A 16758-nucleotide genomic window follows, 5' to 3' on the forward strand; every position below is an offset into this window, starting at 1 on the left:
GAGCCGTTGATAGGGTGGCGTTGCGGCTGTTTCTTAACGCAGTTTGCGAGCGTGATGGATCGGCTAACTCGCCTTCGAAAGGACGAGGTCCGTCGCGTCCATAGTGCGTCCGAAGTCCTCTCCTTCCAGGCATCCGAAGAATACCCGACCGATGCCAATCAGGATCGGACGGTCGACGCCGATGCGGCTGACGATGGCGGCAAGGTTCTCCAGCGTGCCAGCGGCCCGTGTTTCGTCGATGCGGGAGATGTTCGCGGCGACCGCCACAGGAGTGTTGCCTGGCAGCCCGTGTGCCATCAAACGTAATGCAATGAGGGGGGCCATACGGCCGCCCATGTAAAAGATCGTGGTGGCGTGGACGTCGGCAAGCGCCGGCCAGTCCAGCGTGTCGGGCAAGCCGCCCTTCTTCGAATGGCCGGCGACGAAGCGAACCTGGCTCGCGTGGTCGCGGTGGGTGAGCGAGACGCCGAAGCCGGCGGCGAGTGCTGATGCGGCGGTGATGCCGGGCACGATGCGGACCGGGATGTTCTCCGCCTTCAGCGCCTCGATCTCCTCGCCGGAGCGGCCGAACACCGAGACGTCACCGGACTTCAACCGCACCACATGCTTGCCGGCCTTGGCGAACTGGATCATCAGCGCGTTGATGTCCTCCTGGCGGCAGCTCTCGCGCGCGGCGCGCTTGCCGACCAGCAAGCGTTTGGCCTCTCGGCGGGCAAGTTCCAGAATCTCGTCGGAGACGAGGTCGTCGAATAGGATGACGTCCGCCGCCTGGAGAGCGCGCACAGCTTTCAGCGTCAGCAGTTCGGCCTCGCCGGGGCCGGCGCCGACCAAAGTCACACGACCTCGAACGTCCTCAGCGTTTGCGATTTCGTCGACGAGACTTTTGATGTCGCCCTGATCTTCACATGTCGGCGTCGCCACCGTGAATGCCTTGCTCGCGAAACGCTCCCAGAACGCGCGTCGTAGAGGCCCCGGGGCGAGCCGAGCCATCACCTCTTCGCGGATGGTGGCGGCGAGTTGGGCCCAATCGGCAAGAGCGGGCGGCAGCAGGGTCTCGATGCGGCGTCGGATCGCCTGTCCGAGGATCGGAGCGGCCCCGTCCGTCGAGATCCCGATCACCGCAGGCGAGCGATTGACGATCGTCCCGAATTGAAAGGTACAGAAAATCGGCTTGTCGATGACGTTGCACGGCACACCGGCATCGCGCGCGGCACATGCGAAGGCTTGAGCCTCTGCATGGTCGGCGCAATCACCCACGGCAAGCGCCGCATTGGCAAAGGAATCGAGGCCCCAAGGACGATCGAGATGCGTGAGCGAGCCAACGGAGGGACCGTTGGCGAGCAGCGCCGCCATTTCCTCGCCCAGCTCCGCGGCAGGGGCATGCAGAACGACAACAGCCCCAGCCGCCGCAAGCAATTCAGCCTTCCAAGCCGACGCGGCCCCGCCACCCGTCATGACGACCCGTTTCCCCGTCAAGTCGAAGAAGACGGGCAACGTCGCCAGCGGTTGGATGCGTTGGCTTCGGGCGCGGCGATCGTTCGTGTCAGGCTTCGTCGCGGACAAGGCAGCCATCGATAATTCCCTGGATTTCTGTACGGCATGATCCGCAGTTCGTGCCCGCCTGAAGTAGACTGCCGATGTCCGGAACCGTCCGACATCGGCCATTCCTTACGGCGCCGCTGATCTCAGCGGAGCCCACTGCGAAGCAGGCGCAGACGATGGCACCGATATCGGGTCGGTCGGCCCCGCCGCGTCCCGCCAGAAGGCGCTGTCGCGAGAGCGCATGAGCCGCAGTCAGTTGCTCGACAGCCCAGGCACGTGCCACAGCCACGGGCGCCGCGGCGATCCAAAGAGCGCCAGCCAGCGCTTCGCCATCGAAGGCGGCAAGGCGCGTAGATGTCGCGTCACGGTAGGAAACGAGCTCCTCCTTCTCCGTGCCGAAGAGGTCCGCCGCAAACGTCGACCATTGCGCGGGAACGGTTAGCCCGGCTAGTTCCAGTCGCCAGCCTCCTTCGGTGCGGACGATTGCCCAGTACTCGGCCGGAATGACCCGCGGCCGATGCCGAACAACAGCGAACCCGTGCCATGACACGGGAAATCGCTGTACCGAGACCGCAGTCGCCTTCAATGCGGGCTGGCCTGAATGCGGATCCGTTCGTTTTTGAGCCAGCGCACCCGCCCGAGATGCTGACGCGAACTGATCCGTCCAGTGCATCGGCACGAAGATGGAGCCCCGTCGTTGGCGGGTTGTAAGGCAGGCCCGGAAAAGGCCGCTTCCCTGCCGCGTCTCCAGTCGCACGATCTCCGCGTCCAAAATGCCGAGACCCAGGGCATCATCGGGATGGATCTCTGCGAAGGGCTCCGCGATGTGCGCGGACAGGCGCGGAGAGCGGCCCGTGCGGGTCATGGTGTGCCAGTGGTCGCGGATGCGTCCAGAATTGAGGATGAATGGGCGTTGCGGATCAGCGGGAACCTCCGCCGTCGTGCGTACGGGGACAAAGCGCGCCCGGCGATCCGGGTTGAAGAAGCCCCCTGCGGCGAAGAAGCGACGATCGGAAGGCTGATCGCCGAGCGCGTGGGCATCGTTGGCAGGCACGGGCCACTGCACCGGGGACATCAGGTCGTATCCGTCGGGGGTCAAAGAGGTGAGGCCGGCAAGGTTGAAGTCACGGGCTCCGTCGTTTTCCATCGCAGACAAACGGGCATGCTCGTCGAACACCTCGCCGACGCTCAGCCAGTCGAAGGCCCCGTCGAAGCCCATGCGGCGCCCGACCTCGGCAAGGATTTGCCAATCGGGCCGCGCTTCCCCCGGCGAGTTGAGGAAGCTGCGCTGGCGCGAAATGCGGCGTTCGGAGTTCGTCACCGTGCCGTCCTTCTCGCCCCAGCCGGCCGCTGGCAGCACGATATGGGCAAGCGGCAGGGTGTCTGTATCGGACACGATGTCCGACACGACGACGAAGGGGCAAGCGGCGAGGGCAGCCCGCACGCTGTCGGCGTCCGGTAGGGAGTCGACCGGGTTGGTGCCGATGATCCAGAGCGCCTTGATCCTTCCGTCGCGAACGGCGTCGAAGAGGTCCACCGCCTTGAACCCCGGTGTCGCGGCGATCCGGGGGGACTGCCAGAAGTCCTGGACGAGATTGCGATGCCCGGCGTCTTCGAGGTCCATATGGGCGGCGAGCTGGTTGGCGAGGCCACCCACTTCGCGTCCGCCCATGGCGTTCGGCTGTCCGGTGACGGAGAAGGGCCCCATCCCCGGCCGACCGATCCGCCCCGTGGCGAGGTGACAGTTGAGGATCGCATTGACCTTGTCGGTGCCCGAGGCCGACTGATTGACGCCCTGGCTGTAGACGGTAACGACCTTTTCCGTCCGGGCGAACAGATCGAACAGCGTCGCGATGTCGGTGGCGGCAAGCCCGGTCGCCTTGGCGATGTCCGAAGATGACCTCGCTGCCGCCAATGCTGCGTCAAAGCCGTTGGTGTGATCGGACACGAACCCGGCATCGACCATGCCGGTATCGGCGAGATGGGCGAGAAGGGCGCAGAAGAGCGCGGTGTCGCCGTCTGGCCGGATCTGGAGGTGGAGGTCCGCCGCATCGGCGGTCGCGGTGCGGCGGGGATCTACGACGACGATCCGCATGGCGGGCCGGGCGGCCTTGGCTGCCATGACGCGCTGAAACAGCACCGGATGACACCAGGCAAGGTTCGATCCGACCAGCACCAGCAGGTCCGCTTCCTCGAGGTCGGCATAGCATCCCGGCACCGTATCGGCACCGAAAGCCCGTCGGTGGCCGGCGACCGACGAGGACATGCAGAGGCGCGAATTGGTGTCGATGTTGGCCGAGCCGATGAACCCCTTCATCAGCTTGTTGGCGACGTAGTAGTCCTCCGTCAGCAGCTGGCCGGAGACGTAGAAGGCGACGCTGTCGGGGCCGTGCGCCGCGATGGCCTGGGAGAAGACCGTCGCCACAACGTCCAGGGCGCGATCCCAGGTGACCGGCTTGCCGCCGATGCTTGGCCGGAGCAGCCGCTGTTCCGGTCCGATCGTCTGGCCGAGGGCGGAGCCCTTGGAGCAGAGCCTGCCGAAATTGGCGGGATGGTCGGGATCGCCCGCGATGGTCACCGTGCCGTCGGCGCGGGGCGTCGCGAGCACGCCGCAGCCGACGCCGCAATAAGGGCATGTCGTGCGGACCGTCAGATCGGCAGGCGCGGCTTCCACCGGCCTATTCCGCAGCTTCGGCGAGCGCGGGGGCGAGGTCGATCAGCATTTCCAGCTCGCCCGCAGCGCCGAGGCGAACCGGGAAGGTCCGCACGGCGCCGAGGTCCGGTCCCTGCACCAGGCCGCTGTCGAGCGCGATGACCTGATTGTGCAGCGGACAGGAGACCGAGCTGCCGTGGACAATGCCCTGGCTCAAGGGGCCGCCCCGGTGGGGGCACCGATCCTCGGTGGCGAAGACCTGGTCGTCGGCGGTGCGGAAGACGGCGATGCGGCCGAGCGGCGAGACGACGCAGCGGGCGCCGCGGCGGGGGATGTCGTCGAGATGGCCAATCGCCAACCACTGCGCACCGGTCATTCCGCGGCCTCCCCGAAGCCCGTGAGATCGGCCATCGGCCGGAACTCGTGCGCCGCCACCCGCCCGCTGGCGCGCTCGGCCCAGGGGTCCTTCTGGACGAACTGCTGGCTGTGGACGAAGCGATCGAACAGCGTGGCGCGTTTCGCCAGATCGTCGATCACCGCTGCGCGGATGCTGTCGATGCCGACGCGCTTGTTCCATTTGTAGATCCGCTCGAGGTAATGACCCTGCTCGCGGTAGAGCTGGGTCAGCGCGACGATCACCTCCAGGGCCTCGTCCTCGCTGCGGACATGGCCCAGCACCTCCGTCGGCTTGATGTCGAGCCCGGCGGCCCCGGCGAAGTGGATCTCGTAGCCACTGTCGACGCAGATCACGCCGATGTCCTTGCAGGTCGCCTCGGCGCAGTTGCGCGGGCAGCCGGAGACGGCGAGCTTCAGCTTGGCGGGCGTCCAGGAGCCCCACATGAAGCGCTCCAGGCGGATGCCGAGCCCGGTCGAATCCTGCGTGCCGAAGCGGCACCAGTCGGTCCCGACGCAGGTCTTCACCGTGCGCAGCGCCTTGCCGTAGGCGGCGCCCGAGACCATGCCGGCGGCGTTGAGATCGGCCCAGACGGCCGGAAGGTCCTCCTTCTTGACGCCCAGCATGTCGATGCGCTGGCCGCCGGTGCATTTCACCGCCGGGATCTGGAACTTGTCGACGACGTCGGCGATGGCGCGCAGCTCGTGCGACGTCGTCATGCCGCCCCACATCCGCGGCACGACGGAATAGGTGCCGTCCTTCTGGATGTTGGCGTGGACGCGCTCGTTGATGAAGCGCGACTGCTTGTCGTCCTGGTAGGTGCCTGGCCATTCCGCGAGGAGATAGTAGTTCAGCGCCGGCCGGCATTTCGAGCAGCCGCAAGACGTTTTCCACTCCAGCTCCTGCATCACTTCGGGGATCGAGGCGAGATGCTTGGCGACGATCAGCCGGCGCACGTCGGCATGGCTGAGATCGGTGCAGGCGCACATCGGCTTCACCGCCGCGGGATTGAAAGCCGCGCCGAGCGTTAGTCTCATCAGCTGCTCGACGAGGCCCGTGCAGGAGCCGCAGGAGGAGGAGGCTTTCGTATGGGCACGGACGTCGTCGATCGTCGTCAGGCCCCTGGCGGTGATCGCCGTCGTAATCTTGCCCTTGCACACGCCGTTGCAGCCGCAGATTTCCGCATCATCCGGCAAGGCTGCAACGGCCGCCATAGGGTCCAGCGGGGATCCTCCCTGGTAGGACTGGCCGAAGATCAGGGTGTCGCGCATCGCCGACACGTCGCTCTTCTTCTTCACGAGGTCGAAGAACCAGGCGCCGTCCGACGTCTCGCCATAGAGGACGGCGCCGAGAATGCGTCCTCCCTCGAGCACCAGTCGCTTGTAGACGCCGGCGGCGGCGTCGCGCAGCACGATCTCCTCGCGCCCCTCGCCCTCGGCGAAATCGCCGGCGGAAAACAGATCGATGCCGGTGACCTTCAGCTTGGTCGCGGTGACCGAGCCGAGATACTGTCCCTCGGCCTGCTCCGCGAGCTGCGAGGCCACCACCTCGGCCATCTCGTAGAGCGGCGCGACGAGGCCGTAGACCATGCCGCGGTGCTCGGCGCATTCGCCGAGCGCGAAGATGTCGGGGTCGGAGGTGCGCATGTCGTCGCCGACGACGATGCCGCGGGCGACCTCGAGGCCGGCGGCCTTCGCGAGCGCAGTCGATGGCCGGATGCCGACCGCCATGATCACCGTCGTGCAGGCGATCGTCGTTCCGTCTTCGAGCAGCACGGCCTCGACCTTGCCGTCGCCGAGGATCGCCTTGGTGTTGGCCTTGCACAGGATGTCGATGCCGCGCTCTTTGAGCGAGCGCTCCAGCAGCCAGCCGGCCGCCTGGTCGAGCTGGCGCTCCATCAGCGTCGGCATGATGTGGAGGACGGTGACGTCCATCCCTTTCGCCTTCAGACCGGCGGCGGCTTCCAGTCCGAGCAGCCCGCCGCCGATGACGACGGCCCGCCCTCCGCGGCGCGCGGCGTCCCACATCTTCTCGACATCGTCGAGATCGCGATAGGCAAGGACGCCAGGCAGGTCGTGCCCGGGCACCGGCACGATGAAGGGCGTCGACCCGGTCGCGATGATCAGCCGGTCGTAGTCCGCCACCGTGCCGTCTGCGGCGGTGACGGTGCGGGCAGCGCGGTCGATCGCTTCAATGCGCTTGCCCTTGTGCAGCGTCACGCCGTTCGCAGCATACCAGGCATCGTCATGGGTGATGATGTCCTCGTAGCGCTTCTCGCCCGACAGGACCGGCGACAGCATCAGCCGGTTATAGTTCACGCGCGGCTCGGCGTTGAAGACCGTCACGGCGTAGCGGCCGGGGCTCTTCTCGAAGAGGTGCTCAAGCGCCCGGCCGGGCGCCATGCCGTTGCCGATGATCACCAGTCGCTGGGGCATGGAGGGGACCTCTCCGGGGATGCAGGCCGCGGTCATGCCGCCTCCACGAAGCGGTTGCGCTCGTAGAGGAATTTCAGCACCGCGGTGCGGCAGCGGATGTAGGCGGGGTCGGCGGCGAGTTCGAGCCGCCGCCGCGGACGGGCGAGCGGCACGTCGAGGATCTCGCCGATCCGCGCCGAAGGGCCGTTGGTCAGCATGACGATGCGGTCCGACAGCAGCACCGCCTCGTCTACGTCGTGTGTGATCATCATCACCGTGGTGCCGAGATTGGCCTGGATCGCCATGACCTGATCCTGGAGATGGGCCCGCGTCAGGGCGTCGAGGGCACCGAAAGGCTCGTCGAGGAGCAGGATCTTCGGCTCCATCGCGAGCGCGCGGGCAATGCCGACGCGCTGCTTCATGCCGCCGGAGATCTCGGACGGGCGCTTGTCGCGGGCATGGCCCATGTGAACGAGCTCGAGATTGCGCATCACCCATTCGCGCCGTTCCGCGCGGCTCTTCGTGCGGCCGAACACCTTGTCGACCGCCAGCGCGACGTTCTCGTAGACGGTGAGCCAGGGCAGCAGCGAATGGTTCTGGAAGACGACGCCCCGGTCGGGGCCGGGCGCGTCGACGACCTTGTCCTCAAGCAGCACGACGCCGCGCGTCGCGTCCGTCAGCCCCGCCACGATGTTAAGGAGCGTGGACTTGCCGCAGCCGGAATGGCCGATGATCGAGATGTACTCGCCCTTGGCGACTGTCAGGTCGATGTCGAGGAGGACTTCGGTGACCGCGCCGCCGCGGGCGAACTGTTTGGTGACGCCCTCGATGGACAGGAAGGGTTTGGTGCTCATCGTCTTGATCTCCGATCCAGTCAGGTGGCCGCTCATGTGGCCGAGGTGCCGCGGGTGACAGCCTTACCGATCGAGGCGACGATCCGGTCGAGCACGAAGCCGACGATGCCGACGTAGACGAGGGCCAGGATGATGTCGCTGATCAGCGAGGAGTTCCACGCGTCCCAGATGAAGAAGCCGATGCCGACGCCGCCGATCAGCATCTCGGCCGCCACGATGGCGAGCCAGGACAGGCCGACGCCGATCCTGAGGCCGGTGAAGATGTAGGGGGCGGCGGCCGGGATCATGATCTTCCAGAAGAACTCGAAGCCGTTCAGCCGCAGCACCTTGGCGACGTTGCGATAGTCGTCCGGGATGTTGCGCACGCCCACCGCGGTGTTGATGATGATCGGCCAGACGGCGGTGACGAAGATGACGAAGATCGCCGAGGGCTGGCCGTCCTGGAAGGCGGCGAGCGAGAGCGGCAACCAGGCCAGCGGCGGCACGGTGCGCAGCACCTGGAAGATCGGGTCGAGACCGCGCATCGCAAGGTTCGACTGGCCGACGAGGACGCCGAGCGAGATGCCGGCGACGACGGCGAAGGCATAGCCGAGCGCGACCCGCTGGAGGCTCGCCCAGATCTGCCAGCCGAGGCCGACGTCGTTGCCGCCGTTGACGTAGAAGGGGTTCGCAATCAGCTCCCAGGTATCCTTGACCACCTGGCTCGGCGGCGGCAGCCGAGCCCCGGCGCCCGAGCAGAGCGCTTCCCAAAGCGCCAGGAGGAGGACGAGCGTCACCAGCGGCGGCAGCGTGTTGCTGGCGATGCTTCTGCCGATGCGGCCGAGGCGCGCTGCCGGCGTCTCGCCGCGCGGCCTCAGCGGCACCACCGGCGCGATCCCCGCCGGTTTTGCAATGACGTGGAGGGTGGCTGGGGTCTTCAGGACGGTCTGTGACATCGTCAGTCTCCGGTGCGGCGGGTCTGTCGGCGCGGGCCGGCTCAGACCATGCGGGTGATGGCGAGGCTGGCGAGATAGGCGGCGGGATTTTCGGGGTCGAAGACCTTGCCGTCGAAGAAGGTCTCCTTGCCGCGCGAGGCCGAGGCGGGGATCGCCGAGACGCCGAGCGCCTTGGCCGCCTCGCGCCAGAGATCCTCCCGGTTCACCCGGTCGACCATGGCCTTGACGTCGGTCGCGGCCTCGAGCTTGCCCCAGCGCATGTCCTCGGTGACGAACCAGGCGTCGTGGCTCTTGAAGGGATAGGACGCGTCGTCGCGCCAGAACTTCATAAAGTGCGGGGAATCCGCCACCACGCGGCCATTGCCGTAATCGATGTTGCCCTTCATCCGCGGGCCGATATCGGCCGGCTTGACGTTGAACCAGGCGCGCTTGCCGAGGATTTCGGCGAGTTCGTCCTTGTTGGCCATGTCGTCGGCCCATTGCGCGGCCTCTTGCACCGCCATCAGCAACGCGACCGTCGCTTTTGGGTTCTTCTCCACCCAGTCGGCGCGCATCGCGAAGCTCTTCTCCGGGTGCTTCGACCAGAGCTCGCCCGAGGTCAGGGCGGTGAAGCCGATGCCCTGATCGACCAATTGCGCATTCCACGGCTCGCCGACGCAGAAGGCGTCCATGGTGCCGACCTTCATGTTCGCGACCATCTGCGGCGGCGGGACGACGATGGTCTCGACATCGCTGTCGGGATCGATGCCCCCGGCCGCCAGCCAATAGCGCATCCAGAGATCGTGGTTGCCGCCCGGAAAGGTCACCGCGACCTTGGCCGGGGCACCGGCCGCCTTCTTCTGCGCGAAGCTTTCGCGCAGCACCGAGGCATCGAGCCCGACCTTAAGGCCCGCATATTCCTTGCCGATCGAGATCGCCTGGCCGTCGAGATTGAGGCGGGCGAGGATGGCCATCGGCAGCGGCTGGCCGTTCTGCGTGACCTTGCCCGCCGACATCAGGTAGGGGATCGGCGTCAGGATATGGGCGCCGTCAATGCCTGAGCCGGCCGAGCCAAGCACGAGATTGTCGCGCGTTGTGCCCCAAGACGACTGCTTGACCACCTCGACGTCCGGCATGCCGTGCTTCTCGAAATAGCCCTTCTCCTTGGCGACGATCAGCGGTGCGGCATCGGTGAGGGCGATGAAGCCGAGGATCGCCTTGGTCGTCTCGGGGCCCGCCCCTTGAGCAAAGGCGCCGGCCGGAAAGGCGGCGCCGATCGCCGAGAACAGCGCCGCCGTGCTTGCGGTCGCGGCGGCATTTTGCAGGAAGCGACGCCGGTTGAGGCCGGCGGAAATGGGGTCGGACATGTCGATCCTCGGACGGAAGGGGGGCTCGGCTCGGAAACAAAAAAAACGCCGCGGTGCCGGCAAGGCGACCTCCGGTTACGGAAGACGATTGCAGGTCCAGCGACGTCGATGTCTGGTGAATGCTTCGCGTTCGAAGCTGTTCGATGCCCTGTCTTCTTTGACGGGCACGCTCTTATTTGATCCGAAGACGCACCATTTGGAAAGTCCAAATAGACGGCAGGCGTGTGTGTTCTTTTTGTAGGCAGAATCGAACAAACCGCTGATTTACAAAGGTTCCAATCCGGCTCAGGCGCTGCGCATTTCCGTGTCGTGGTGACTAAAGATGCAGCAGGACTCGCGCGGCTGTTTGCGTGTCGATCAATCGCCTGCGGCGGAGGGTGGCGCGCCGTCTCCCGCGTGACGAATGGGGAACTGCGCGACGTAGCCCACGATCTGCGAGGGGTCGAAGCGGGCGCCGGGGACGGGCCCGTCGCCCGGTGGGCCGGTCTCGATCCGCTGGTCCGCCAACGGCAGGCGATCGATGCGGTCGGCGAAGACTGCGCGGTAGAGATCTGGGCGGAAGGCGCTGGCGGCCAGCTTGGCCTGCCGCTCGCTCCAGCCGACCTGGCCCCAGCGCACCATCTGGCTGTAGGTCCACAGCGCCTGGCTCTGCCAGGGAAAGTTTGCCGTTTCGGCGTGAAAGGTGAGGTAGTCCGGGATATGGCGGCGGGTGCCGTCGGGCCCGATCGGGATGTCGCCGGCGAGAATGGCGGCGATCATCGTCGCCGATCCGCCGATGTAGTCTGGCCGGGCGAGGATGTCAGCCAGCGCCGGGCGGTTCGCCGGCACATCGCACCACCTGGCGGCGGCATCGAGGGCGATGAGCAATCGCTCGCCGGTCTCGCGGTTGGCGTCCCACCAGTCCGGCCGCATGCCGAGCACCTTTTCCGGCGAGGCCGGCCAGATGTCGGCCTTGACCGCGACGACCCGGCCGATGCCGGCCTCGACCGCGAGGACGTTCCACGGGGCGTTGACGCAGAAGCCGTCGATGACGCCCGCCTTCAACGCGTCGGCGGTCATCGGCGGCGGCACGATCGTCATGGTCACGTCGCGGTCCGGGTCGATCCCGGCTTGTGCCATCCAGTAGCGGAACTCGTAATTGTGCGAGGAAAACGGATAGGTGCAGCCGAGCACGAGCGGCGGCTTGCCGCTCCGTCGCCGCACGTCGATGACGCGCTTCAGGGCCCGCCCGTGCGCCGCGGACGTCTCGCCGCCTTCGCTTGCCGCCTGCATCTCGGCGAACAGCGGGGTCGACAGCGTGATGGCGTTGCCGCCCATGCCGAGCGCGAAGGGCGCGATGACGGGATAGGGGTTGGAGCCGAGGCCGAGCTGCGAGGCCACCGCCATGGGACCCAGCATGTGCGCCACGTCGAACTGGCGAAAGGCCAGACGGTCGCGGATGTTCGACCAGGACACCTCGCGCACGAGCTCGAGGCGGACGCCGTGCTCCCGGTCGAGCCCGAGCGCGCTGGCGGCGATCAGCACCGCCGCGTCGAGTAGTGGAATGAAGCCGGCACGCACCACCGGATCATGTCGAAGGACGGTCATCGGCTCGCTCTCATTTCGACAACAGGGAAGCCGCGGTGACGACGCTGCGCGCAATGTCGACCAGTCGCCTCTTCTCGTTCATCGCCGTCTCGCGCAGCATCCGGTACGCCTGCTCCTCGGAAATGCCGCGCATCGCCATCACGAGCCCCTTCGCCCGCTCGATCACCTTGCGGTCGGCCAACTCGGATCGGGCTTCGTCGAGCTCGCGGGTAAGTCGCGAATAGGCGTGGAAACGCAGGATCGCCATGTCGAGAATCGGCTTGACCCGCTCCTTCTTCAAGCCGTCGACGATATAGGCGGAGACACCCGCCGCGATGGCCGATTCCATGGAGGCGGCATCGGAGCGATCGACGAACATGGCGATCGGCCGTTGCACGGTGCGCGTCACTTGGAAGAACTGTTCGAGCCGGTCGCGGTTGGGATTTTCGAGATCGACGACGATGACATCCGGCTTGAAGGCCTCTATCTCGCGCACCAGCCCCGTCATCTCCTTGACGACATGAACACGGTGATGCCCGGCCTCGAGCAGGCCCTCCTCGATGATCGATGCACGAGCCCGATTTTCGTCGACGATCAAGATGGCAAGGCCGATGGACTCCATCCGACGATGTTGCGCACGCCCTGACGCAGCGCAACATGAAAGATTCAAGCGGCTCAATCGCTATGTATCGAAAGCAGCCGACCAGCTGCTCGGCACCGTAATGGAGAGGTCCCTGCCGGCTTCAGTCGGGTCTTGATCGGGCATCTGTCAAAATCCGGCTCATCGTCGGCTGGCACACACTGTAGAGCCAGGACATGTCCGCTGCAGTTCTCTGTCCGGACAAGACGCTCTCGACGATCTCTTGGCGCTGGCGGGCGGTCAGCTTCGGGCGACGCCCGCCGATGCGGCCTTCGGCCCGAGCCTGTCGGAGACCGGCACTGGTGCGCTCGCGGATCATCGTCCGCTCGAACTCCGCGAACGCCGCGACCATATGCATGAGCATCCGCCGTGGTGCCGTTGCCGGGTCGATGGGCTTGGTCAGGGATCGGAACCCCGAGCCGGTCTTCTCGACTCATTCCATGATCGCAAGAGCGTCCTTCAACGGACGCGACAAGCGGTCGAGTTTCCAGGTCATGAGGGTATCACCAGGCCGAAAGTGGTCGAGCAGCCGTTGAAGCTCCGGGCGATCCGAGCGCCCGCCGGACGCGGTCTCCTCGAACACGCGATCGCATCCGGCATCCCGCAGCGCGCGGGCCTGCGCGGCGGTGCTCTGGTCGTCGGACTTGGAGACACGGGCGTAGCCGAGCAACATAGGGAGGAGCCTTTCGCAAACGGCCGTTTGAGGAAGGCTTTTGCGTCGACGGCGGCACCTGCGTTCTAGCTTTTCACAATCCTCTTGCGCTGGGTTCTCAACCCGCAAGTGGTTTTCGAAAGGCCGTCGCGGTCGGGGAGGGGGGCGGACCAGCCGGTGCGAAGCGGTCGAATTAGGATGTCGCTCGCTGGGTGAAGCCGGAGCCAAAAACGTAGCATTTACGCTGTCGCAACCGCCGCGAAGACGACCTATGGCGACGGCAATGGCGGTGCGGGAGGATGTCTCGTTGCGGCAGGCGATAAGGGTGGTTCTGAGTTTACCAACAGCGGAACAAACACTGCCATCGTTGGCGCTTCAGGCGCTTGCCTCAAGGGCGGAACCATCGACTTTGCCGTCGATCAGCGTCGGCCGCGACCCTAGCCAGCCATGGGGACTACCGTATCGATCAACGGTACAAATACCCCCGCCCCATCTTAAAATACCCCATTTTCTACCCCGCATACCCTTGGCTTGAAGCAGGATTTGACGAAGGGTTACGAGCAATCTTTGAAATTGCAAAGGCTCGTTCTGCGGGCTTTTGCAAGGCTGGGCGTGAAACTGCGAAAAGAGAAATGGCGGATGGGGTGGGATTCGAACCCACGAGACGGTCTCCCGCCCGCCGGTTTTCAAGACCGGTGCCTTCAACCGCTCGGCCACCCATCCGTGGTCTCTTCGCTAGACAATCGCGGCCGGGGGGATCGAGGATGATCCGCCGCGGCCGTTTCTGCTACCGAACGGTTTTGTCCTTCAGGCTTTAGCGTTCACCGGCGCGCGGCGTCAACCGGGGCTCGGCGTTCCGGGTGTTGCGACAGACCGATGCACGCGGGTTTAAGACCGGCAGCGATTGCCAGGTAAGGGCGGCGTGCCCATATCCAGCCGATCCAGCGAAAGGACGAGATATGGACGCCCACAACTTTGCCGTCACCCGAACCGATGCCGAATGGCGCGCAAGATTGACGCCGGAACAGTATCAGGTGATGCGCGGCCATGGCACCGAGCGGCCAGGCAGCTGCGCGCTGAACTACGAGAAGCGCCACGGCATCTTCTCTTGCGCCGGCTGCGATCAGGAACTCTTCGATTCGACCCGCAAGTTCGAGAGCGGCACGGGCTGGCCGAGCTTCAACGACCCGGTGGAAGGCTCGACGGAAAGCACTGTCGACCGCAGCCATGGCATGGTCCGCACCGAAGTGCACTGCAGCCGCTGCGGCAGCCATCTTGGCCATGTCTTCGACGACGGCCCGCCGCCGACTCACCTGCGCTATTGCATCAACGGCGTCGCAATGAACTTTCAACCTGCCGCCGACTGAGACCTCTCTGGAGGGGGGCACGCTCCCCTCCAGAACATGGGTTGGTTCAAGCAGACTGCCCTGCGCTTATTTTCGAAGAGCAGGTCGTTCAAGACATGCTGGGGTTGGGTGACACGCCCCATCGCTACTTTCGGTCGAACAGGCCTGTGCCCGTGCGATGTCCAGCATGGTCTCGGGAGCGGTCGTCATCCGGAAATCCTGGTCTATGAGACTTACATCGGCGGATTGCCGCGGGAAAATCGGCATTTTTACCCGCGGTCTCGCGAGCTGAGCATCTTCCCGGTAGAAGCAGACCAAACTGATTTGCGATCAGCCCTTCTCTTAGTTTTGGAATCCTTCTAATGTGGGGGATCGACGCCGGCTTGCGTCGTCTCGTGCATGGGAAGCTAAGATGCGCCTGACCCGCCAGACCAACCACGCCATCCGCATGCTGATGTATTGCGCGGTGAACAACCATCGTCTCAGCCGCGTCGGGGAGATCGCCACCGCCTATTCGGTCTCCGAACTGTTCCTGTTCAAAATCCTGCAGCCGCTGGTCGAAGCCGGCTTCATCGAGACCGTTCGCGGTCGCAATGGCGGCATCCGGCTCGGCCAGGACGCCAGCCGCATCACCTTGCGGGCGGTGGTCGAGGTGACCGAGGACAATTTCAACCTCTCCGAATGCTTCGAGACCGGCAAGAGCGACTGCCCGCTAATCGACAGCTGCAGCCTCAACGCCGCGCTGCGCGCCGCGCTGGCTGCCTTCATGGGCGTGCTCGGCGGTTACACCATCGCCGACCTTGCCGGAGAGAAGGCCTCGATTCGGCGCCGGCTTGGTCTCGGAGACATGCTGCCGCAACAGGCACTTGCCGCCGTCTGAGGCAGTACAGGCTCCGCCTTTTCAAGCGCTTCAACCGTGATCCATACCCGGCGGCCCGGATGTCGTAGACAGTGGGGAATGCTGTCGCTTTTATCGGCTCGTTCACGCCGTCCGGGTGGTGTGATCACCGGGTCCTGGCTTGCTTCGGCGCAAGGGTCGAGGACGCGGCGAGGCCCCGACAGAACGGGACATCGTCCCTCCGGAAGAGCCGCAGAACGGCGGTTCACCGGGGATCGGGTTTTCCCCGATAGGCGGAACGGGAATTAGACGGTGCGGGAGATGGGCATGAACGTTCGCGACGATATGCTGGCCAAGCTGCAGCGGCGTAAGCCCGGCTATAGCCTCGAGCAGGCCTTCTACAGCGATCCCGACTACTATCAGGTCGATCTCGAGACCATCTGGTACCGCGACTGGCTGTTCATGGGCCATGACTGCGAGCTGCCGAAGCCCGGCAGCTACATGACGGTGCAGATCGGCGTCTATCCCGTGCTGATCGTCCGCGACGGGCAGAAGAACATCCGCGCCTTCCACAATTCCTGCCGTCACCGTGGCTCGCGCATCTGCTCGGCAGCTAAGGGCGTCACCGCCAAGCTCGTCTGCCCCTATCACCAGTGGACCTACGAGCTCGACGGCCGCCTGCTGTTCGCCCGCGACATGGGCGCGGACTTCAAGCCGGCCGAGTTCGGCCTGCAGCCGGTCCACTGCGAGACCGTCGGCGGCTACATCTTCGTGAGCCTTTCAGACGTCGCGCCGGACTTCGAGCCCGTCCGCACGATGGTCGGCCCTTATCTGGCGCCGCACCGGCTCGGCGAGACGAAGGTAGCCTTCGAGATGAGCATCGTCGAGGAAGGCAACTGGAAGCTCACCTGGGAGAACAACCGCGAGTGCTACCACTGCGCCGGCAGCCATCCCGAGCTGTGCCGCACCTTCCCCGAGGCGCCGGGCGTCACCGGCGTCGACGCGATGGACGAGCCGGAGATCGCCGAGCACTGGCAGCGCTGCGAGGCCGCCGGCTTGCCGAGCCAGTTCAGGATTTCCGAGGACGGCCAGTTCCGCACGGCCCGCATGCCGCTGCTGCGCGATGCCGTGAGCTTCACCATGTCCGGCAAGGCGGCGGTCAAGCGCCCGCTGAGCGAGACCGTGCTGACGCCGCAGATCGGCTCGATGCTGCTGTTCCATTATCCCACCACCTGGAATCACGTCCTCGGCGACCACGCGACGTCGTTCCGTGTGCTGCCGATCGGCCCGAACAAGACCGAGGTCACCACCAAATGGCTGGTGCACAAGGATGCGGTCGAGGGCGTCGACTACTCCATCGACGAGATGACCAAGGTCTGGATCGCCACCAACGACCAGGACCGCCGGATCATCGAGGAGAACCAGTTCGGCATCAACTCGCCGGCCTATCTGCCGGGCCCGTACTCGCCGGTGCACGAAGGCGGCGTGCTGCAGTTCGTAGACTGGTATTGCGGCTTCATGGAGAAGCGCCTGACCAGCGATCGTGCCCCGCGGCTGGCCTCGGTCGCCTGAGACGGA

The 16758-nt window shown here is 65.6% G+C and carries 12 protein-coding genes, 1 tRNA gene and 1 pseudogene; 3 read left to right on the plus strand and 11 right to left on the minus strand.

Annotation, left to right across the window (positions count from 1 at the left end):
* Positions 1 to 63: 63 nt before the first annotated feature.
* The 11 genes and pseudogenes from cysG to ACZLZQ_RS16380 form a co-directional block, all read right to left on the minus strand.
* Entirely contained in the window at positions 64 to 1563 is a 1500-nt protein-coding gene (gene cysG, locus ACZLZQ_RS16330; RefSeq protein ID WP_472950281.1) for a siroheme synthase CysG, read from the minus strand.
* Positions 1544 to 4216 carry a molybdopterin-dependent oxidoreductase gene (locus ACZLZQ_RS16335; protein ID WP_472950282.1) on the minus strand — a complete coding sequence of 891 codons (2673 nt, stop codon included), beginning with the start codon at positions 4214 to 4216 and terminating at the stop codon, positions 1544 to 1546. Before ACZLZQ_RS16335 ends, cysG begins: the two co-directional genes overlap by 20 nt.
* A gap of 4 nt (positions 4217 to 4220) precedes the next feature.
* Positions 4221 to 4571, minus strand: a complete 351-nt coding sequence (gene nirD / locus ACZLZQ_RS16340; protein ID WP_472950283.1) for a nitrite reductase small subunit NirD — start codon at positions 4569 to 4571, stop codon at positions 4221 to 4223.
* Positions 4568 to 7024, minus strand: coding sequence for a nitrite reductase large subunit NirB (gene nirB / locus ACZLZQ_RS16345; protein ID WP_472950284.1), 2457 nt, complete (start codon positions 7022 to 7024; stop codon positions 4568 to 4570). Before nirB ends, nirD begins: the two co-directional genes overlap by 4 nt.
* A gap of 32 nt (positions 7025 to 7056) precedes the next feature.
* A complete protein-coding gene (locus tag ACZLZQ_RS16350) occupies positions 7057 to 7857 on the minus strand; it encodes an ABC transporter ATP-binding protein (protein ID WP_472933392.1) in 801 nt (266 codons plus the stop codon).
* A gap of 32 nt (positions 7858 to 7889) precedes the next feature.
* Positions 7890 to 8792 (minus strand): nitrate ABC transporter permease, encoded by a 903-nt coding sequence (gene ntrB, locus ACZLZQ_RS16355; RefSeq protein WP_472933391.1) that lies wholly within the window; start codon positions 8790 to 8792, stop codon positions 7890 to 7892.
* A 41-nt stretch (positions 8793 to 8833) separates the two neighbouring features.
* Positions 8834 to 10138, minus strand: a complete 1305-nt coding sequence (locus ACZLZQ_RS16360) for a CmpA/NrtA family ABC transporter substrate-binding protein (protein ID WP_472950285.1) — start codon at positions 10136 to 10138, stop codon at positions 8834 to 8836.
* A gap of 357 nt (positions 10139 to 10495) precedes the next feature.
* Entirely contained in the window at positions 10496 to 11725 is a 1230-nt protein-coding gene (locus ACZLZQ_RS16365; protein WP_472950286.1) for a CmpA/NrtA family ABC transporter substrate-binding protein, read from the minus strand.
* A 10-nt stretch (positions 11726 to 11735) separates the two neighbouring features.
* A complete protein-coding gene (locus ACZLZQ_RS16370) occupies positions 11736 to 12326 on the minus strand; it encodes an ANTAR domain-containing response regulator (protein ID WP_472933388.1) in 591 nt (196 codons plus the stop codon).
* A gap of 121 nt (positions 12327 to 12447) precedes the next feature.
* Positions 12448 to 13017 (minus strand): annotated as a pseudogene (locus ACZLZQ_RS16375) (recombinase family protein).
* A gap of 612 nt (positions 13018 to 13629) precedes the next feature.
* Positions 13630 to 13719: transfer RNA gene (locus ACZLZQ_RS16380), tRNA-Ser, on the minus strand.
* Positions 13720 to 13955: 236 nt separating this feature from the next.
* Here ACZLZQ_RS16380 and msrB point away from each other — a divergent pair.
* The 3 genes from msrB (at position 13956) to ACZLZQ_RS16395 (ending at position 16752) form a co-directional block, all read left to right on the plus strand.
* The gene (gene msrB, locus ACZLZQ_RS16385; RefSeq protein ID WP_472950287.1) at positions 13956 to 14363 is read left to right on the plus strand and encodes a peptide-methionine (R)-S-oxide reductase MsrB; all 408 of its coding nucleotides are present in this window, start codon (positions 13956 to 13958) and stop codon (positions 14361 to 14363) included.
* 391 nt (positions 14364 to 14754) lie between these two features.
* Positions 14755 to 15222 (plus strand): iron-responsive transcriptional regulator RirA, encoded by a 468-nt coding sequence (rirA, locus tag ACZLZQ_RS16390; protein ID WP_472933385.1) that lies wholly within the window; start codon positions 14755 to 14757, stop codon positions 15220 to 15222.
* 285 nt (positions 15223 to 15507) lie between these two features.
* Entirely contained in the window at positions 15508 to 16752 is a 1245-nt protein-coding gene (locus ACZLZQ_RS16395; protein ID WP_472933384.1) for an aromatic ring-hydroxylating oxygenase subunit alpha, read from the plus strand.
* The last annotated feature ends 6 nt before the right edge of the window (positions 16753 to 16758 follow it).

This window comes from Mesocryomonas lacus, assembly GCF_055730105.2.